At 35.5% G+C, this 20,369-nt stretch carries 21 protein-coding genes; 3 read left to right on the top strand and 18 right to left on the bottom strand.

Annotation, left to right across the window (positions count from 1 at the left end):
* Positions 1–2: 2 nt before the first annotated feature.
* From rfbA to JNL75_02500, 8 genes are all read right to left on the bottom strand, one after another.
* A complete protein-coding gene (rfbA, locus tag JNL75_02535) occupies positions 3–872 on the bottom strand; it encodes a glucose-1-phosphate thymidylyltransferase RfbA (GenBank protein ID MBL7788694.1) in 870 nt (289 codons plus the stop codon).
* 9 nt (positions 873–881) lie between these two features.
* Positions 882–2,051 carry an AhpC/TSA family protein gene (locus tag JNL75_02530; protein ID MBL7788693.1) on the bottom strand — a complete coding sequence of 390 codons (1,170 nt, stop codon included), beginning with the start codon at positions 2,049–2,051 and terminating at the stop codon, positions 882–884.
* 59 nt (positions 2,052–2,110) lie between these two features.
* Positions 2,111–2,908, bottom strand: a complete 798-nt coding sequence (murI, locus tag JNL75_02525; protein ID MBL7788692.1) for a glutamate racemase — start codon at positions 2,906–2,908, stop codon at positions 2,111–2,113.
* Between the two features lie 8 nt (positions 2,909–2,916).
* Positions 2,917–3,501 carry an OmpH family outer membrane protein gene (locus JNL75_02520; protein ID MBL7788691.1) on the bottom strand — a complete coding sequence of 195 codons (585 nt, stop codon included), beginning with the start codon at positions 3,499–3,501 and terminating at the stop codon, positions 2,917–2,919.
* 107 nt (positions 3,502–3,608) lie between these two features.
* Positions 3,609–4,115, bottom strand: a complete 507-nt coding sequence (locus JNL75_02515; protein ID MBL7788690.1) for an OmpH family outer membrane protein — start codon at positions 4,113–4,115, stop codon at positions 3,609–3,611.
* Positions 4,116–4,189: 74 nt separating this feature from the next.
* Positions 4,190–4,975: a DUF4249 domain-containing protein gene (locus JNL75_02510; protein MBL7788689.1), complete on the bottom strand. Its 786-nt coding sequence runs from the start codon at positions 4,973–4,975 to the stop codon at positions 4,190–4,192.
* Between the two features lie 12 nt (positions 4,976–4,987).
* Positions 4,988–7,354, bottom strand: coding sequence for a TonB-dependent receptor (locus JNL75_02505; protein MBL7788688.1), 2,367 nt, complete (start codon positions 7,352–7,354; stop codon positions 4,988–4,990).
* Positions 7,355–7,420: 66 nt separating this feature from the next.
* Positions 7,421–8,083, bottom strand: a complete 663-nt coding sequence (locus JNL75_02500; protein MBL7788687.1) for an HAD-IA family hydrolase — start codon at positions 8,081–8,083, stop codon at positions 7,421–7,423.
* A gap of 44 nt (positions 8,084–8,127) precedes the next feature.
* Between JNL75_02500 and JNL75_02495 the strand changes: the two genes are divergently transcribed.
* A complete protein-coding gene (locus JNL75_02495) occupies positions 8,128–8,727 on the top strand; it encodes a Uma2 family endonuclease (protein MBL7788686.1) in 600 nt (199 codons plus the stop codon).
* A gap of 141 nt (positions 8,728–8,868) precedes the next feature.
* Here JNL75_02495 and JNL75_02490 read toward each other — a convergent pair whose 3' ends face one another.
* The 10 genes from JNL75_02490 to JNL75_02445 form a co-directional block, all read right to left on the bottom strand.
* Positions 8,869–9,417: a transposase gene (locus tag JNL75_02490; GenBank protein MBL7788685.1), complete on the bottom strand. Its 549-nt coding sequence runs from the start codon at positions 9,415–9,417 to the stop codon at positions 8,869–8,871.
* 356 nt (positions 9,418–9,773) lie between these two features.
* Complete coding sequence (locus tag JNL75_02485) at positions 9,774–10,280, bottom strand: hypothetical protein (protein MBL7788684.1); 507 nt, start codon at positions 10,278–10,280, stop codon at positions 9,774–9,776.
* The gene (locus JNL75_02480; GenBank protein ID MBL7788683.1) at positions 10,237–11,604 is read right to left on the bottom strand and encodes a hypothetical protein; all 1,368 of its coding nucleotides are present in this window, start codon (positions 11,602–11,604) and stop codon (positions 10,237–10,239) included. Before JNL75_02480 ends, JNL75_02485 begins: the two co-directional genes overlap by 44 nt.
* Positions 11,601–11,981: a hypothetical protein gene (locus JNL75_02475; protein MBL7788682.1), complete on the bottom strand. Its 381-nt coding sequence runs from the start codon at positions 11,979–11,981 to the stop codon at positions 11,601–11,603. The genes JNL75_02480 and JNL75_02475 overlap by 4 nt, the downstream gene beginning before the upstream one ends.
* A 279-nt stretch (positions 11,982–12,260) precedes the next feature.
* A complete protein-coding gene (locus JNL75_02470; protein MBL7788681.1) occupies positions 12,261–12,584 on the bottom strand; it encodes a transposase in 324 nt (107 codons plus the stop codon).
* 183 nt (positions 12,585–12,767) lie between these two features.
* Complete coding sequence (prmC, locus tag JNL75_02465; protein MBL7788680.1) at positions 12,768–13,517, bottom strand: peptide chain release factor N(5)-glutamine methyltransferase; 750 nt, start codon at positions 13,515–13,517, stop codon at positions 12,768–12,770.
* 58 nt (positions 13,518–13,575) lie between these two features.
* Positions 13,576–15,387, bottom strand: a complete 1,812-nt coding sequence (gene typA / locus JNL75_02460; GenBank protein MBL7788679.1) for a translational GTPase TypA — start codon at positions 15,385–15,387, stop codon at positions 13,576–13,578.
* A 179-nt stretch (positions 15,388–15,566) separates the two neighbouring features.
* Positions 15,567–16,280, bottom strand: a complete 714-nt coding sequence (locus tag JNL75_02455) for an RluA family pseudouridine synthase (GenBank protein MBL7788678.1) — start codon at positions 16,278–16,280, stop codon at positions 15,567–15,569.
* Between the two features lie 123 nt (positions 16,281–16,403).
* Positions 16,404–16,907, bottom strand: coding sequence for a hypothetical protein (locus JNL75_02450; GenBank protein MBL7788677.1), 504 nt, complete (start codon positions 16,905–16,907; stop codon positions 16,404–16,406).
* Positions 16,908–17,001: 94 nt separating this feature from the next.
* Positions 17,002–18,327: an adenosylhomocysteinase gene (locus JNL75_02445; GenBank protein MBL7788676.1), complete on the bottom strand. Its 1,326-nt coding sequence runs from the start codon at positions 18,325–18,327 to the stop codon at positions 17,002–17,004.
* Between the two features lie 225 nt (positions 18,328–18,552).
* Here JNL75_02445 and JNL75_02440 point away from each other — a divergent pair, with 225 nt between their 5' ends.
* Together JNL75_02440 and JNL75_02435 are read left to right on the top strand one after the other, a co-directional pair.
* Complete coding sequence (locus JNL75_02440) at positions 18,553–19,911, top strand: hypothetical protein (GenBank protein MBL7788675.1); 1,359 nt, start codon at positions 18,553–18,555, stop codon at positions 19,909–19,911.
* Positions 19,912–20,001: 90 nt separating this feature from the next.
* The gene (locus tag JNL75_02435) at positions 20,002–20,367 is read left to right on the top strand and encodes a lipocalin family protein (protein ID MBL7788674.1); all 366 of its coding nucleotides are present in this window, start codon (positions 20,002–20,004) and stop codon (positions 20,365–20,367) included.
* The last annotated feature ends 2 nt before the right edge of the window (positions 20,368–20,369 follow it).

Genomic DNA, 20,369 nt, shown 5'->3' with positions numbered 1-20,369 from the left:
ATTTAAAACTGTTCGTTAGCTACATTCAATAGATACTGTCCATATCCACTTTTTGTCAATGGTTCAGCAATTTTGAGCAGTTGTGATTTATCTATGAATCCTTTACGATAGGCTATTTCTTCGATACATCCAATTTTAAATCCTTGCCTATTTTCAATGACCTGTACAAACTGTGACGCCTGCATCAATGATTCATGCGTACCCGTATCGAGCCAAGCTGTGCCACGCTCCAATATGCTTACACTAAGTTTCCCTTTTTCTAAATATATTTTATTCAAATCGGTTATTTCATATTCGCCTCTTGCGCTTGGCTTCAAATTTTTAGCATATTCTACTACTGAATTATCATAGAAATACAAACCCGGAACAGCATAATTTGATTTTGGGTTACTAGGTTTTTCTTCTAAACTTATTGCCTTTTTGTTTACATCAAACTCTACAACCCCATATCTTTCTGGGTCTGATACTCGATATGCATATATCATTCCACCTTCTAAATCATTGTTTTTTTCCAACAATTTTCCTAATCCTGCGCCATAAAAAATATTGTCACCTAATACCAAAGCACATTTATCATTTCCTATAAACTTCTCACCAATCACGAAAGCCTGTGCCAATCCATTGGGAATTTCTTGTACAGCATAGGAAAACTTGCAACCAATCTGACTGCCATCACCAAGCAATCTTTCAAACTGCGGTAAATCATAGGGTGTAGAAATAATCAAAATCTCTCTGATACCACTCAACAAAAGAGTTGACAATGGATAGTATATCATAGGCTTATCATAGATAGGCATGATTTGTTTACTAATAGCATAGGTAATAGGATAGAGTCTTGTCCCACTACCTCCTGCAAGGATGATTCCCTTCATTCGTTCTTATTATTTTTTAGTCAACTTTTCTATTTCTGCCTCCAGAGCAGGACCTCTTAGGTCTTTTGCTGCTATTTTCCCATTTTTATCTAATAAATAGGTCTTAGGGATATAACTCACATCATAGGTACTAGAAGCTATACCTCCTGCGAGATTATCTGAAAAATGAGTTGTCCATGTCAATCCATCTTGTCCGATAGCTGCCTTCCACTTAGTTAAATCTTGGTCTTGAGAGATACTTAAAATTACTAATCCTTTGGATTTATACTTATTGTAAGCTGCCACTACATTTGGATTCTCCATTCTGCATGGTCTGCACCAGCTTGCCCAGAAATCCATCAATACTATTTTTCCTTTAAAGGAGGATAATTTCACTTTCGATCCATCTTCCTTAACCAAATCAATATCTGGCGCCTGAGCTCCTACATCCAGCTTAGTTTTGGCTTCTGCCATTCTCTTTTGTGCATCTAAATTATTGACGATTGCCTGAAAATCATTGGCATAGTTCGAACCAGGCATTTCTTTATTCAATTTTTCTGCGAAAACGCGAATGTCTTGAGTTAACTGCTCTGGAACTGGCTGATTTTGAAACTGCTGAAGCATCACTGAATAAAGATAATACTTAGTCATGGAATTCTTTGATGTTTGAATCACACCCGTCAAATAACGATTAAAATTTTCAGTTTTAGCATTGATTTGTGTACCTATTTCCTGAGCCTCTTTTGAATTTGGGTCTTTCTGAGCTAACGCATTGTACTGTTGATACAGCTGCATAGTTTCTGATTGTTGCGCATTAAAATTCTTTACTAAATCTTGAAATTCTTTCTGAGATTCATTGCTGGTAATAGTGTAATTCATTGGGCTCTTTTCGTCTAGTGTTACTTGGACTAATTCCTTTTTGTTTAAACTCATAAACCAAAAAAGTTCACCCTGTGGAGTGTTTGACTTTATTCTCAATCTATAGAAACCCAAGCCTTCAATTGGACCTTTCAATGTGAAAATTCCATTCTTCAATACAGCACTATCTATCATTTTAATTTCGGTATGCGAGATGCGCTCTAGATAAATAGACTTGGCATTGGCATTGTTAAGTTTTCCGTTGATGACATAATCGTCTCCCCCTATGGCATTACAGTTGGTGAGAATTATGGTCAATAAGGCTAAAAGTATTCTTTGCATTTTAAATTTGATTTTAATTATTCCAGTTTATTATATAGACAAAAATATTGAATATTCGATTAAAGCTTGACTTCTTTTAGATTTATCTTAGTTCCAAAGAACTTTTCAGCTGATTTTTCAAAATTTTTAGCTAAATCAGATACGATGTATTCATTTTCGCTATTGCGTTTTACACTGAGCATACTTTCTTTTTCCAGAATATATTTCAATTTATCTGCTACTACAGGACCTGAAAGTAATAATTTAACTTTATGATGATAAAATTCCGATATATCGTCCGCTATTAAGGGATAATGTGTGCATGCTAGGACCAATGCGTCTATTCCTTTCAAGATTGGTTCGCTTAGATATTTCGCTATAATTGTAGAAGAGATTTCATCATGGATAAAGTTTTCCTCAATCATGGAGGCTAAAAGTGGTGTAGCTAGCACGGCATACTTTTGGTTTGGAGCTCGTCTATCGAGCTTATCCTGGTACACACTTGAATCTACAGTACCTCTTGTAGCAATGATGCCAACCTTTTCAAAGGGGTTAGCTACTACTAATTCGATCATAGGGTCAATTACATTTATAATAGGAACTCTACCTTCATAAACTTTCTTTAGATGATTATAGGCAACAGCAGAAGCGGTATTACAGGCAATGACCACCGCTTTGCAGTTCTTTTCTTCTATGAGATAGTTTGTAATTTTTACAGCAAATTCTTGAATCAATTCAGGTGACTTTTCACCATAGGGCATGTGCTCAGAGTCTCCAAAGTAAACGATGTGTTCATTTGGGAGTAGACTAGAAATAGCATTGGCGACCGTAAGGCCGCCAATACCACTATCAAAAATCCCAATACTCTGAGAGTTCATGGAAAATATTACTTTTTCTTAGGAGCCATGCTTGGCACAGATGCTGGAGCAGTTCCAGTTCCAGCGGCTGGAGTAGCATTAGCTGGTGTCAATGGTATGCCCATTTTGGTTTTAGTAGCATCTGTGATGTCATCTCCTTTAGGAAAAACGATCATACCACCTGCAGATACATCAAAAACATGTGTATAGCCTCTTTCTGCCGCTACTTGCTCTATCATTTTCTTTGCTTTTTCGAGGATAGGAACTGAAAGCGTCTGCTCCATCTGCTGAACTTCCTTTTGGGCAGATTGCTCGAACTTTTCAATTCTCTTCTGCAGATCTTGCAATTCAGCAACCTTAGCTTCTTCGATAGCCGTCATTTTCTGAGGATTGATACCCTTTAACTCTGCCATCTTAGTTTCATACTGCTTATACATGGTTTCAAGCTGCTTGCTCAATTCAGCACTTTTTTCTTGAATTTTAGCTTGAAGCGCTTTTGTTTCCGGCATACTCATAACTAATTCGTTTGAATTGACGGTAGCCGTTTTCATTTGTGCACTAGCAGAAAGAGTCATCATAGCTGCCAGTAAAATAAAAAATTGTTTTTTACTCATTGTGTTGATTTTATTAAAAATTGAATTCGTTTTCCATTTCATGGTGATCATTTGTTGTTTATTAAAATTAATTGTAATTATTTTTGGTGCAATTATACGGAAATAATCTAATTCCCCATTGCTTTTATGACATCTTCACTTATATTTAATCTCGGATTACTATAAAGGACAGTGTTACCGCTACTTTTATCTATAACGAGGTCATAAGACTTAGCTTGAGCTATTTTTTGAATTTCCTCTATCATACGACTCATAATAGGCTGTAATAACTCTTGGCGCTTTTTAAACAACTCTCCATTAGGTCCGAATCTTTTTTGTTGGAGGGCAGCTACCTCCTTTTCCTTTGCTTCTATTTCTAGAATTTTCTCCTGCTTCATTTGTGCTGTATAAAGCGATTGTTCTGCTTGAAATTTCTTGTAGATAGACTCTAACTCACTCATGCGATCTTCGATATCCTTCTGCCATTCTTGTGATTGTTTTTCCACTTTCTCGTTAGCAGCTTGATAAGATTTTAATTTGGAAAAAATGTACTCAGATTCAACAATAGCAACCTTTTGAGCACTTGCCATACTAATAAATAGCGAGCACGCTAGTATAAAATAAATTCTATTCATATAGTTAATTTTAATATTTAGAAACTCAAATTTAAACAAGGTTTATTAGATGACCTTTAAAAATGCTTAAATGTTTATGGGACCTTAAACTTCAAAGTTTGTCTGGAATGGGCACTAAAATATCCCAAAACTTCTCCTCCATATATATTGGTAGGAGGGTTTGTAGGCGCAGCACTTTCATTTCCACCACTGACGACTGCCTGATTTTGCACCAATATTTTCCAATAATTAAAATTGGCCTTATCTATGCCTAAGAAAACAAATTCTCCAGAGTCGCCCTTTTTAAAATCTTCCCGAAAAGTAGAAAATCTCCAACGAGAACCATTGATGAGTCTATCTTCTACGACATACTGAAATTCTGCGGTCTTTCCGTTTTTTCGTGAGAAATATCGATAAAAATTTTCTTCATTAATAGGATCATTAATCACTATCGTTGGGTTTATATTATCCTGTGTCAGAAAAAAGAAGTAATAAAAGCTATCTATCTTTGGACTAGGATTTAATTTAGATTCTGCTCGATAGACTCCACTAGGGTCATTTACCGTAAGATAATAGGTATTACCTACCTTACCTTGAAGGGTAGTCGTTTTATATAAGCCGTCTGCATGCTTTATTAAAGAGTCACGATTTCCTTCATTGTCAGATATCAAAACCCAATTTGGTGAATGTGGAACAAGATTTGAAGTGTTATTGAAGTTTACAGACCTAGACAATTTTACAAAATAAGGACCTGGTCCATCGTGAACTTCACCCTCAATGACCAGTTTATTGGCATTCTCAGCTAGTGATACATCTATACGCTCCTTGCATGAATAGAGGACTAACAATAATCCTAATGGTAATAATAATTTGACTCGCATACTCATTAAATTTTATTTGACTGCTTTCTTAGGTTTAAATTTAAAATTATAAGTGATGGAAGGAACCTGTGCAAAAAGATAAGTTTTTTCAGCAAAGGTTTCACCTGTTTGAATGTTATTTAGAAAATCAATGGCAAAGGCATTTTTAGCTCCTAACACATTGTAAACAGAGAAGCTCAATTCATGCTCCCAAGTTCTACCCTTTTTAAGTAACCAGTTCAGAGCTAAATCTACCCTTGTATAATTAGGGAATCTATCTTTGTTTCTTTTTTCATAAGAGGTATAAACCAAGCCATTGGAAGTAGGATCAGCAGAGACATCGCCCGAAATACTGTATTTCCCTGTTGGATAATTTGTAGCATTTCCTGTGTAATAGACCAAAGTTCCTGAAATATTAATTTTCTTAGATAAGTCATACATGGCTACCACAGCTAAATCATGTGTGCGGTCAAAACGATACGGGAACCATTCTCCACCATCAACACCGTCAAAACTTCTCTCGGATCTAGCTAAGGTATAACTAACCCAGCCCGTCAATTTTCCTACTCGTTTTTTCACATAAAATTCTGCGCCATAGGCTCTACCGATTCCATAAACCAAATCTTTCTCCACAGTTTCATTCGCAGTGAGGATGGTTCCTGGTTTATAATCTATCTGATTCTGCATATATTTAAAATAACCCTCTATAGAAGCCTCAAACATATCACCCCCAAAATTGAAAAAATATCCCGCTGAAACTTGGTCTGATATAGCTGGGCGCACATTTCTAGTCGATAATACCCATCGATCTGTGGGAGATCCAGCATTCGTATTACTTAACTGGTGGATGTATTGCACATTTCTAGAATAAGCAAATTTGATAGATTTGTCTTCGGCTAGGCTATAGTTTAAAGATATACGAGGTTCAGGATTGAAATAACTTCTATCCAATTGCCTATTTTTCAAAATAGTAGTATCGAGCACACGTCCTGATGCGTCAAAAGAATATAAATTATTACTTCCAGCTACTGTAAATAATGATAATCTGAGTCCATAATTAATCTTTAACTTTGAACTTATTGTTTGTTCATTTTGAATATAGACAGCGTTTTCCCAGCCGTTGCTTCTATTAAGACCACGCTTCGCTACCAAGGTATCATTGCTTTCTATATCGCCTGGTACTACATTATACCAGGTAGAAATACCTCCAATTTTAATTCTATTTTTACTATTTAAAAAGTAGTCATAGTCTTGCTTTAAGCTATAATTATTCAAGATAGAGTTAACTTTTAAATCAAAGTTATTGATACCTATTTTGACCTGATAATTAAAATTGTTATATATAAACGAAGTATTGGAGAATAACTTATCATTTATTATTCTATTCCATCGAGTGGTAGCCGTTACGTTACCATATTGTATTCCAAAGGCATCTGCCAGTCCGAAATGGTCATTCCCAAAATATCCCGAAAAATAAATTCTATCCTTCTCACTGATTTTAAAGTTTGTTTTTAAGTTTAAATCATAAAAATATAAGGTACTTTTCTTAGCTACTGAATCTGAAGCGAGAAATAAGAAAGCATCTGCGTAGGTTCGTCTGCCTGAAACAAAAAATGAGCTCTTATCTTTTTGGATAGGACCTTCGGCATACAATCGTGAAGCGATAAGTCCTATACCTCCTCCTATTTCATAATTTTTATTATTACCTTCTTTCATTTTCACATCTATGACCGAGGATAATCTACCGCCATATTCCGCCGGCATATTCCCTTTGTACAAAGTCAAGTCTTTTAAAGCGTCAGAGTTAAAAGTAGAAAAGAAACCAAGTAAATGGGAGGCATTATAAACTGGTGCCTCATCGAGTAATATCAAATTTTGATCAATACCGCCTCCACGCACGACAATACCAGAAGCACCTTCCTGCTGAGGCATGACTCCGGGTAAGAGTTGAATAGATTTTAAAATATCGCGTTCACCTAGAATAACAGGAATTTTTTCAATTTCCTTCAAATCCACTTGAATTTTTCCCATCTGTACTTCTTCTGTAAGTTTTTGTTTTTTCTTTCCAGAAACTGTCACTTGTTTTATAGCTGTAGACTTCTTTTTTATAGTGAAATTTTTCTTCTGACTCGCAGATACATTTATCTCTTCTATCTTTTCATCATAACCTAAAAACTTTATACGCACTTTGTAAGAACCCACTGGTATGGATAAGGAATAAAAACCATAGGCATTGGTGGCTGTGCCTACACCTTGAAGTTCCATGATGGAAACGATAGCACCTGTAATAGTCTCTCCGCTCTCTGCATCAGAAACTGTTCCACTGAGATTCACATTTTGAGCTTGTATACTAAATGAAAATAGTAATAGAAAAAAGGAGAATAATAATCTGTATGACATAAAAATAAATAGAGAACAAATTTAAGAGGTACGCTACAGAGAAATAGAGTAAAAATCTTTAAGATTTTAACAATTAGATTTCAAATAATTTAATATTTCATTATGGCTCTGAAATGAATTTAAAATCATTGAATTATAGATTTCATTGCTTCTATTGTGTTGTTCTGGAAGTCCTAAAATTTTCAATCCAGCAGCATAGGCAGCTTTGACGCCATTCATACTATCTTCGATGACTATGATATCTTCTTTTGCCAGTCCTAGGTAGTTTATGGCTGAATGATAGACCGCAGGATGAGGCTTGCCCCATTCCTCATCATAAGCTGTAAATTTACGCTCAAAATAGTCATCTAAGCCCACAAAACGGACAATGCTTTCATACACATACTGCGAGGACGAAGTGACTAGGCAGCGTCGCCATCCTTTTTCTTTTATCCATTCTGTGAGTTCTCTCAGTCCATCCATAGGCTCGCCTCGCTCATAGACTAACCGCACTACTTCTTTTTCTATTTCATGTCCTATCTCCGATAGATCACAGGTAAAACCATATTTTGACATATGCATATTGACCACTTCAGTAGTCTTCAATCCTGTACTTTGGTTCACATCTTCTTCCGTGAGTTCGATATTAAATCTCTCCTTGAAAATCTTATGCTCCGCCTCTCTCCAAAAAGGCTCAGAGAAGACGAGAACCCCGTCCATGTCAAATAAAATAGCTTGAATTTTTTGCATTTGATTTTTGGATAAAGGTATTTAATTTTATTTATTTTTGTGTTATGAATATCACTAAACTCTCCCAATTAGACCTAACTAAGAAATACTCTTATGCAGACTATCTCTTGTGGAAAATCAAAGAGAGGGTAGAACTGTTTAAAGGAATAATAGCAGAGATGTCCCCTGCGCCGAGTACCACACATCAGCGAATTCTACTTAATCTTACTAGAATTTTTGATGCTTATTTCATTAACCATTCTTGTAGTTTATTTTTTGCGCCCGTCGATGTTCGATTGCTAAACAAAAAACAATCAACTAAAGATAAAGATATCTATAATGTAGTTCAGCCAGACTTGATTGTCGTTTGTGATGAAGATAAAATCGATGAACGAGGCTGCCTAGGTGCACCAGACTTAGTCGTAGAGATCTTGTCGCCAGGCAATTCGAATAAGGAAATGAATATCAAATACGAACTCTACGAAGAAGCAGGTGTTAAAGAATACTGGATGATTCACCCTACAGAGCGCCAATTGCTTATCTATGTATTGGAAAATGGAAAATTTATAGGTAAAAAACCTATAATTGAAACAGAAAATGCCATTTCTTATCTATTTCCAAAATTGAAATTTCCATTGAAGAAATTATTTGTGGGAGTGAAGTAGGTAATAAGGGATAGTTTAATTGGTAATGTAATCATTTTTATTTGGTAGCCCCATGCTAGCCCGAGTTTGTAACCACACGTGTACGAATCCCCTGTTCGGCGCAGTCTCTGACTGCGTCGCTGTGTATTGAAATCTTTGATTTCATTCCAATATCTTGAGATTAATAATTCCTTCTCCTAAAATATAGTTCGACGCACTGCTATACATATAGTCTTCTGCTTTATATACGATACCTGCTCTTACTGGATTTTCATGAATATAATTCAGTTTCTGATCAATAAACTTATTCGAAACAAGCTCCACAGCATGATTCTCGTGCGTCCATATTTGAAACTCACTGTTTCTTTTGTGCCTTTTAGCAGCGAATTCAAATCGTTTTAACATCCAATCATTTCTACTTTCTGTCGGCTTGTTTATTTCTTCTAAAAATTGCTTAGCAGTATATTTTTTAAAATCTCTAATGATATCACTCAATGCAAATCCTTCTCTAGCACTAGCTATCAAATGAATATGATTAGACATGATGACATAAGCATATAAGTTCAATCCCTTGTGCTCCATACAATAACTGAAACTTTCTATAACAATATCTTTATAAATTTTTCGTGTAAATATATCTACCCAATCTACTATCTGGAACGTCAAATAAAATAATGCATTCTGGTCTAAAATCTTGTATCCTGTGCTCATTTTTATAGTTACAAAAATAGCTTTTCTTTTGTAAATTACAAATTTACGAACGCTCCGAAATAGTTAAAAACTATGCCGAACACAGCACGACTTCGACTGCACTATACGGCGAACTAGGTTATCGGGATCGCCAAACAACCACGCCACAGTGCGCCGAGCTAAGGACCCCGATAAATATCCGCAATAAAAAATATCAAGCGCAATGCCTGACACTTCTAACTTCTTTCTGTAAATTACAAATTTACTAACGCACTGACGAAGTTGCAAACTTCGCCAAACAACCACGCCACACTACGCCGAGCTAGGTTGCAAACTTCGCCAAAAAATCACGCCACACTACGCCGAGCTAGGAAGGCTTATCGTTTTTTCTTCTTTTTTGAAAAATAATACTTTTTCTTTCCTATGTAGTAATATGGAGCAAGTTCAACATTAGGGCAACAGGGGTAATCAAATGAGAAAAAACCATAAGTATGACCCATACCCTGACAAGATTGATAGGTTCCAATAAGATTACTTGTTGGCGTGCAATCAGGGAATTGATTTAATTTGATTTTAATTGTATCACAAAATATTTTATCATAATCAATTCGAATACAAATTTTTTTATTTTTTATCGCTAAAATTGTTACACAATCTAATTTATTGAGTTTTTCCCTAGTAATAGCTTCGAATTTGTAAGTAATTTTATCTTGATTCGAAAAAATTAAAATTGAATCAACAACTTCAATTCCATCTCCTGAAACTACTTTAATTTCAATTCCAAAAACTAGACTAAATTTTAATACTAGAAACCAAAAAAGAATAAGCCTTATGAAAAATCTATTTCTTTCTTTTGTTCTCATTCTTAACAATGGATTTTGCATGATCTACATTTACGGTACCAACTAATTGTGATTGAGAGTCAAATACATTAATTGCTGATTCCCTCCCATCGATAATTGTATAATTAATTTTTTTTGTATATAGTTGCTCTCCATCGCTATTTTTTTTCGGTGCTCCATTAATATCTGTTTGTTGCTCATATTCACTATGAATTTTGGGCACTCCATTTTTCCCTACAATTAAATTAATTGAATATTCTTTGAATGCCAGTTTATCTCCTCCTTTTCCATCCGCTCTAGGTGGAGATGGTATGAGAGCGTCATAATAAGATGATTTACCATCCTTACTTACCTCTACGTCCAATGGATGAGAATGACTTGAGACGTCGCCAGGAGGAATTGATGCTGAAGCCCTTGAATCAGATTTTTTTGCATCTGGACCTTCGCCTGTAAAGGTTACATCGTAACCTCCTGACGAATTTTTTATCATTACAGAAGTTTGTTCTCGAATTTTCCCCTTTTTCCATGACTTTTCAGCTCTTTTAAAATCTTCAAGACCTTGTTTCAAAACATCTAAATGAAGTGCAAATCCCCCATTAAATGCTTTTCCATTTTCAATTGATGAAGGATATACTTTTTTTTCACCAATTTCAATTTTAATAGCTAAATCTGTAACTATTCCAATAAGACCATTTTCTATTTTATCAGACCCAATGTGTTCTCCATTAAAATAAAATTCAGTATTCCCATCGGGATCTATATATACGATTGGATTATTAGCTGCAAAATTATAAGGAGTAAAATAAGGTGAATTTTGGAATTTTTTGTCAACTGATAACCATCTTCCTAATCTTGGGTCGTGCACTCTCGCACCAAAATCGACTGCATTCCCATCTCCATATATCTCATTATCTTTCTCTTTCCCATTGAACCCAAACCTATAATTGCTTGAAGATAAGGAGTATGTCCGATTCGGCATCGGCATACCGAAGGGGTAGTAATCCGTAGCATTAAGCACAATAGGTTCGTAGGCATCTACCAGTCCATCGCAGTTGAGGTCTAGCTGTAGTTTTTCGTCTTTGACGGTAGAGAGGACATTACCGAGGTGATTGGTGAGTTCGTACTGCTTCATGGCTAACCAGTCTGCTGGTGGCAGCGCCGTGATATCGACTATATCTAGATCGGGTCTCAGCATACCTAACCTACTGCTGCCATAGAGGTGCTGCTCACGCCACATGAGATTCTCTGGGGCATACCTTGGTGTCACTACGGTCTCTTCGAATACTACACTCTGAAAAGCGGTCAGGCTCCCCTGTTCGGCGCAGTCTCTGACTGCGTCGCTGTGTATTGAAATCTTTGATTTCATTCCAATATCTTGACATTTATAATTCCTTCTCCTAAAATATAGTTCGACGCACTGCTATACATATAGTCTTCTGCTTTATATACGATACCTGCTCTTACTGGATTTTCATGAATATAATTCAGTTTCTGATCAATAAACTTATTCGAAACATGCTCCACAGCATGATTCTCGTGCGTCCATATTTGAAACTCACTGTTTCTTTTGTGCCTTTTAGCAGCGAATTCAAATCGTTTTAACATCCAATCATTTCTACTTTCAGTTGGCTTGTTTATTTCTTCTAAAAATTGCTTAGCAGTATGCTTCTTGAAATCTCTGATGATATCACTCAATGCAAATCCTTCTCTAGCACTAGCTATCAAATGAATATGATTCGACATAATTACATAAGCGTATAAATCCAATCCTTTATGCTACATACAATACAAGAAGCTATCAATAACAATATCTTTATAAATTTTTCGTGTAAAAATATCCACCCAATCTACTATCTGAAACGTCAATTAAAACAATGCATTCTGGTCTAAAATCTTGTATCCTGTGCTCATCTTTATCGTTACAAAATTAGCTTTTTTATTTTGTAAATTACAAATTTACTAACACTTAGACGAAGTTGCAAACTTCGCCTAACGCTGCAGAACTCGTGCACTAGCAATTAATCACAGACTACCGCTAGCGGGGTCATTTCTACTTTCTGTTGGCTTGCTTATTTCTTCTAAAAATCGTTTAGCAGTATGCTTCTTGAAATCTCTGATGATATCACTCAATGCAAATCCTTCTCTAGCACTAGCTATCAAATGAATATGATTAGACATGATGACATAAGCATATAAGTTCAATCCCTTATGCTCCATACAATAACTGAAACTTTCTATAACAATATCTTTATAAATTTTTCGTGTAAATATATCTACCCAATCTACTATCTGGAACGTCAAATAGAATAATGCATTCTGGTCTAAAATCTTGTATCCTGTGCTCATTTTTATAGTTACAAAAATAGCTTTTCTTTTGTAAATTACAAATTTACTAACGCACTGACGAAGTTAAAAACTTCGCCAAACGCTGCCGAACTCGTGCACTAGCATTTAATCGCAGACTACCGATAGCGGGGTTACAAACTCGCACTAGAGAGGGAAGAATATAGCTTTTATTTCTTTCATAATTTAATTATTTACCGAACACTTCAAAAACCGCCAATTTCCGCTCAAATCTTTCTTTTTTTCGATTCGAAAATTCTCAAATTCTTCTAACTGTAACGTTTGGCTGGTTTCAAAATATACACGACCATCCCTATTTAAATAATGAGAAGCGAATGCTAAAATTTTACGATAAAAAATGAGAGGATCATTCTCTACAAACAAAGCTAAATGAGGTTCATAATTTAAGACAGAAGCCGTCATCTCCTCCTTCTCATGAATAGGAATATAGGGAGGATTGGAGACTATAATATCAAAGTTGTCTAATTGTGACCAACGATTATAATTTAATATATCTAGTTGAATGTAATTGATATTTAAATCTAGTTGACTTGAGTTTCTCTTAGCTATTTCCAATGCTGCACTGGAGACGTCTATGGCAGAAACTTCTGCATTCACTAGTTTAGATTTTAAAGCTAAAGCAATACAACCACTACCCGTGCCAATATCAAGAATTTTCAAACCTGACTTTGTTTTATTTTCATTTACGATGAGTTCGACCAATTCTTCGGTTTCTGGACGTGGAATCAAAGTATCCTCACTGACCTCTATTTTTAATCCATAGAAATAAGTATACCCAAGTATATAGTCTATCGGTTCGCCAAGGTTCAAGCGAGTTATTATTTCAACAAAAGGAATCGTTGGATTCTCCTTTTCTATATACTGTAAAAGAAAGCGTTTTTCAGATTCGGAAAAAATATCGGATAACAGGGCCACAAATTCACGAATTAAAATTGAAACCTTTCATTTTCAAATTAATTCATTTTCCAATTAACTATCCTGCCTTCATTGCCGCTTTCTTGCGGTCGTTTTCATCTAAATGAATTTTACGCAAACGCATTGAAACAGGAGTTAACTCTAAATATTCGTCTTTTTCGATATATTCCATAGATTCTTCGAGTGAAAAATTGACCTTGGGTGGCAGACCTACATTATCATCCTTACCTGCTGCACGGAAATTAGTCAATTGCTTGGCCGTACACACATTGACTACGAGGTCACCAGGGCGTATTTGTTCGCCGATTACCTGTCCAGTATAAACTTGGTCGCCGGGTTCTATAAAAAATCGTCCTCTGTCTTTGAGCTTATCCATGGAATAGCCCGTAGCCATACCAGCTTCTTTCGATATCATTACGCCATTGATTCTCGCTGGAATTTCACCCTTCATAGGTTCGTAAGATTTGAATCTATGCGCTATAATAGCCTCGCCACCAGACTGAGTCAAGGCGGTACTTCTGAAGCCATTAAGACCTCTCGTAGGTATTTCAAACTCTAAGCGCTGCATATCGCCTTTGGTGTACATGGCTTTCATCTCTCCTTTTCGCTGCGATACCAATTCTATGATTTTACCTGCATATTCTTCGGGTACATCGACTGTCAAAGTCTCTATGGGTTCACATTTTTTGCCATCGATTTCCTTAATAATGACTTGCGGCTGTCCTACCTGCAATTCATAGCCCTCACGGCGCATGGTCTCTAACAATACCGATAAATGCAAAATACCTCTACCATATACCAGAAAAGAATCAGGGGAAGGCGTATCTTGAACGCGAAGTGCTAAATTTTTCTCCAATTCCTTATATAATCTTTCTCGTATATGACGAGAAGTTACAAATTTCCCTTCCTTGCCAAAGAATGGTGAATTATTAATCGTAAATAACATACTCATGGTCGGCTCATCGATTTTGATGCGCTCCATCGCCTCTGGATTTTCAAAATCGGCTATGGTATCACCTATCTCAAAGTCTTCGATACCAGTCACGGCTACGATTTCACCTGCTTCGGCTTTAGCTACTTTGGTTTTACCCATTCCTTCGAAAAGATATACCTCTTTCGTGCGCATTTTTTTGATAGAGCCATCTGCTTTCATAAGAGAAATAGGTTGATTCTCTTCGATAGAGCCTCGCTGTATTCTACCTACGGCTATTCGACCTGTATAGCTTGAAAAATCAAGCGAAGTAATTTGTAATTGTAAATTACCTTCATCGATTTTTGGATGCGGTATTTCACTTACGATAGTGTCAAAAATAATATTGACGTTATCGGTTGGCTTAGTGTAATCATCACTCATCCAACCCTGCTTAGCTGAGCCATAAATGGTTTTGAAATCCAGCTGCTCTTGACTAGCTTCTAGATTGAAAAACAAATCAAAAACGTCTTCATGCGCTTTTTCTGGAGTACAGTTCGGCTTATCTACTTTATTGACTATAACCACTGCTTTTTTACCAAGTGACAATGCCTTCTGCGTCACAAATCTCGTTTGTGGCATTGGGCCTTCAAAAGCATCTACTAATAGTAATACTCCATCGGCCATATTTAATACTCGCTCTACTTCTCCTCCGAAGTCAGAGTGGCCAGGTGTATCTATGATATTGATTTTATAACCTTTCCAGTTGACCGCCACATTTTTTGCCAAAATAGTAATCCCTCGCTCACGTTCTTGATCATTATTGTCGAGTATCAATTCATTCATCTGCTGATTATCTCGAAAAAGCATAGCTGCATGCAGCATTTTGTCTACTAAGGTAGTCTTACCATGGTCAACGTGGGCTATGATAGCTATGTTTCTAATTTTTTCTACACTCACTTTTTCTAATTAATAATGAATAACTAGCAACTAGTAATTTTTCAATTATTTGCAACTAAGTAATTGAAAATTAATAATTACCTTTTTTAGTGGGGTGCAAAAGTAGCGTAATTTAAATAGAACAGAGACTAAAAATTAGAAATTGACGATTCCTTAATGCTCAAAGTCAAAAAAATAAATCAACTATACTTTCTCAGTATCTCCAAAGCCTTCTGAAAATCTTTAGGTAGTGGAGATTGAATATCTACCACTTCATTGGTAAATGGGTGGTAGAATCTAAGAATTTCCGCATGGAGTGATAATCGTTGGATGATAGACCGCTCATCCTCCTTGCCTTTATAATTCTTGATAAATCGAGAGAGAAAAATTCCGTTTTGAGGATTATATATAGGGTCATAAGCCAATGGACAACCTAAAAACTGTGAGTGTACTCTTATTTGATGCGTACGACCAGTCTCTATCTGAAAGGCGAGTAAACTATGTCGTTTATATGTCTCTACTACCTGATAATGTGATATGGCTATTTTTCCTTTACCTTGATAAGCGATTCGATAGGTTCCTTTTATATTGGGGTGTTCGTCTATATAGTTTTCTATGGTGCCTTCAGCTTCCTTGGGGATTCCCGACACGATGGCCTTATATTCTTTGAAGATAGAATGATCTTCGAATAACATGGACAAGGCGCGTTGAGCTTCTTCTCCTTTCGCAAAAATCAAGACACCTGATGTTTCCTTATCTATTCGATGAACTAAACGCAAGTCTTCATACTTCGTTTTGAAAAAAGAAAATACATCGGCTTCTTGCCCTGCACGGGGAGGAATTGATAGCACCCCACTAGGCTTATCTACTGCTAAGTAATAATCATCTTCGAAAAGGGTAATAATGGGTTTCATTGGTGTAAAAATTGTAGAATTTTAATAACAATCTAAAGTTTATCCACTTGATATTTTTTTTTAAACATTTTCAGAAACAACATGTTTTTCTAGGAGTATGTAAATTCGTGACAAATTAAAAATCTATATATCATTAAATAAGAGTAAAGCTTCTTTATAAATCTTTTGATGCTCTTCAATTAGATCGAAATTCAATAAATCTCCTTTATCAGTTTTATATTGTAATATAAATCTATTACCACCCCACAATGCAACAACTGGTCCATGGACTTGATTATTTGCCATTATTACACTTGGTACATTGTCATTTTTGCGAGGTTTATCAATCGCTCTGTGAGCAGTTATTTTATCTCTTAAGGGCATAAACTTTAAAATAGTGGGTAATAATTCACTTTTATTATGATAATCTGCAAAAGCCTTAAATTGTCCCATTCTATTTATATATGATACCACTTCATGTCTCATTGAATAAAATTTTTGTCGATTGAAGTCAAGCTTTTCAATTGCCATATCTTTTATATAATAATGAAGAGATTCCCTGTGTTCAATATAGTTATTGTAATGATAGTCTAATCCATCAATCATCATTTTTTCAGTTATGAAATTAAATTCTTCATTATTTATCATTAGTATACAATTAAATTGATTTCGCTACATAAAAAAGAAAGGCAGCAATCACTTGCTACCCTTTAATTATTTTCTAGAAACTAATATCTGAATACTAGTATCGATAAAACTCTTGTTTATAAGGTCCTTCAACCGTTACACCAATATATTCGGCCTGATCTTGTCTCAAAGTTTCCAACTCTACACCAATTTTCTCCAAATGCAATCGAGCTACTTTTTCATCTAAATGTTTAGGCAATACATAAACATCGTTTTTGTAGGCACTGGCATTAGTCCACAATTCAATTTGAGCCAAGGTCTGATTCGTGAAAGAGTTCGACATAACAAATGAAGGATGACCGGTGGCACAGCCTAAATTTACTAATCTACCTTCAGCCAAGACGATGACTTCTTTGCCATTTACATTGTATAAATCTACTTGTGGTTTGATTTCTACCTTGCTAGAACCATAGTTTTTATTTAACCATGCCATATCGATTTCATTATCAAAGTGTCCGATATTGCAAACGATAGCTTTATCTTTCATTTTTAAGAAAGCATCCTTAGTGACAATATCCTTATTCCCAGTAGCTGTAACGATAATATCAGCCTCTCCTACACAATTTTCTAATTTCTTCACCGCAAAACCTTCCATAGCTGCCTGCAATGCGCAGATAGGATCTATCTCCGTTACAGTTACTCTCACACCAGCACTCTTCAACGAAGCTGCAGAACCTTTTCCTACATCTCCGTATCCACATACCACAGCCGTTTTACCAGCCATCATGATATCTGTAGCTCGTCTGATTGCATCTACAAGCGATTCATTACAGCCATATTTGTTGTCAAACTTTGATTTAGTAACAGAATCGTTGATATTAATGGCAGGTAAAGGAAGTGTTCCTTTTTTGACTCTTTCGTGCAGTCTATGGACACCTGTCGTAGTCTCTTCCGAAATTCCCTTAATATCTTTGACCAAATGAGGGTATCTATCTAAAACCATATTGGTCAAATCACCTCCATCATCTAATATCATATTCAAATATTGACCACCTTCAAAAGCATTCAAAGTTTGTTCTATACACCAGTCAAATTCTTGTTCATTCTGACCCTTCCATGCAAAAACAGGAATACCTGCGGCAGCAATAGCCGCAGCAGCATGATCTTGGGTAGAAAATATATTACACGATGACCAAGTGACATCAGCACCTAATTCTTTTAATGTTTCTATCAATACAGCGGTCTGAATAGTCATGTGTAAACATCCGGCTATTCTAGCACCTGCTAAAGGCTTAGAGGCTCCATATTCTTTTCTAAGAGCCATAAGACCCGGCATTTCGGCCTCTGCCAATTTGATTTCTTTTCTTCCCCATTCTGCTAAGGAAATGTCTTTTACCTTGTAATTCATGGCATTGTTTGTTGATTGTGTTTGAGTTGTCATTTATTTGTAATTTAAAATTTACGAATACAAAAATATAACTATTCTCATTAAAACCGACTGAAAATTAACAAAAAAGATACATTATATAAATTTTGTCTATTTTTACGCCTATTAACTTAAAATTTGTATATAATTAAACTTAGTTTGAATCAATTCATTATGAATAAAGGTTCAACATTTAAAGAATAAAACTATTTAATCTATCATTTAACTTAAATATTTAACATGAAAAAATTAGCGCTCATCATTTCAATTTTTGGATGTACGACAATGTTACTTAGTCAAAACTCATTCAATGCAATTAAGACTTCTAATCGAGGAGGTATTTTAACAACACTAGTCAATCCAGCAGAACTGGCAGGAATGCCTCAAAAATTTGATATCAATTTGATAGGATTTGATATGAACATTTCTAATAACATGATCAACTTCACATCTAGTGAATTAAGCAATTCAGATGATATTAAACAGCGGTTTCTTAATCAAACTTCAATAGCTGGTTTCAATATGAGAGTTGATGCTGATATCATAGGACCTTCATTGGCTATAGCATTAAATAAAAAGACGACAATAGGATTGATTACGAGAGGTCGTTTGTTTGTTAATTTGAATAATGTCGATGTAGCATTGGCGCAGTCACTCATAGATGGTTCTGTAGCGAATGGTTTTACCTTGCCTTACACATCACCCAATATAAACAATATGTCTATGAATATGGTAGGTTGGGCTGAAATAGGTGTTACTGGGTCAAGAGAAATATATAGAGACAAGCAAAGCTCATTAAAAATAGGTGGAACCGTGAAGGCACTCTTCTCTGGACTCTATGCGAATGCATACTTGAACAATTTTAGATTTAGTTTAAATAAAAATTCTAGTAATAAAATATTAATAAACAATGCTTCTGGTCAATTAGGCGTCGAATACAATGGTTCAGGAGATCCTACTAACAATATTTCTAGTAATTTAGTTGGTGGTCCTACAGGTATAGCTTTTGATGCGGGTATTTCTTATCAGTTGTTAGGAGAAAAGCCAGGTGAATATAGACTAAAGCTAGGTGCTTCCATACTAGATGTCGGTTCTATGAATTTCAGTTTAAATAGAACAAATTCCAGACAATTTGTTTTCAATCCAGGTCCACATGATCCAGCTAAAATACAATTAAGTAGTATGGATGCATTTATAGCCAGTGTAAAAACTAATAATGTGGCTACCGAAATACCAACTGATAGCAATGTCTTAGTAAAACTACCGATGGCTTTTAATTTTCAAGCTGATATTCATGTTTGGAAACCTCTATTCCTAACCTTAAATCTAAATAGACGAGCGACCAGTTCAGATGATCCAAGAAGTTTACAAGCTTTGAATTATCTCACAGTCACACCAAGGATTGCCTCTCGATTCGTAGAAGTATATGTTCCATTTACCTTTGCGGATGTTCAAGGAACTACTATAGGAGCTGGATTTAAATTAGGTCCGCTATATGCAGGGTCTAGTAGTATAGTTTCAGCCCTTGCATCCAATACGAATAAGGCAATTGATGTACATTTTGGAATTAGAGCTGGATTTGGCAAGCGATTCAAATAGTTTCTGATACTTAAATAACTCAAGATAAACCCATGAACACAATAAAAATTGAGTTCATGGGTTTTAATATTTTTAAAATCAACCAACGTAATGAGTAAAACAATTTTTCTAAGTCTAGTTTTTGCATTTGTCTTGTATTCCTGTAACGATGGGGAATACAAAAAATTAATCATTGGCGACTGGAAGTGTGTCGAATGGACGGTCAAAGGAACTAATCAACTTAGCGGAGATACCAAGATAGGTTTCCAATTTAAAGAGGGTGGACGTTATCAATACTACAATCAAAGCCTGAATGAACAAGGTTCCTATAAAATTCAAGGCGGACGATTATATTCTACGCCTGATAATGAACTAGAAATCGCAGTAGATATTGAAAAATTAACTGCCGACACCCTCATATTTAATATGAGTAGAGCAGGAGTTGCAGAGACCATGTTACTGATCAAAGAGAATTAGTC

The sequence above is a fragment of the Chitinophagales bacterium genome, assembly GCA_016787225.1.
Classification (GTDB): domain Bacteria; phylum Bacteroidota; class Bacteroidia; order Chitinophagales; family JADJOU01; genus CHPMRC01.
Note: the sequence above shows the minus strand (reverse complement) of the source record. Positions and strands in the feature narration are given on the sequence as shown.